The organism is Sphingomonas sp. CFBP 8765 (assembly GCF_014841445.1).
GTDB classification, from domain to species: Bacteria; Pseudomonadota; Alphaproteobacteria; order Sphingomonadales; family Sphingomonadaceae; genus Sphingomonas; species Sphingomonas aerolata.
On record NZ_JACYTY010000038.1, the window covers coordinates 1 to 277 of the forward strand.

Genomic DNA, 277 nt, shown 5'->3' on the forward strand with positions numbered 1-277 from the left:
AAAGGCGGCTTTCAGGGGCCGCTTTGACGATCGCGAACGTCGCGACGTGGTGGAAAGTCGCCGTCCCAATCCACAAGCTATAGGATGCCGACTGCACCATCGGCCCAGATCGCCAACGCAGCTAAGATGACGCCGCAAACGAGAGACATTCGTAAGACCGACTGGTCAACGAACCGAACAATCAGCTCAATCGCAAAGCCGACAACGGCGAAAATGGCGGCAGCCGCGCTGAAATCCGCACCTGTCCAACGCACCTCGTCGGTGAACAACATGGCGA

The 277-nt window shown here is 58.1% G+C and carries 1 protein-coding gene; it reads right to left on the minus strand.

Features of this window, described 5'->3' with window-relative positions; all coding sequences use genetic code 11:
• Positions 1-77: 77 nt before the first annotated feature.
• A partial coding sequence (locus IFT87_RS20225; protein ID WP_206757246.1) for a hypothetical protein occupies positions 78-277 on the minus strand: 200 nt, incomplete at its 5' end.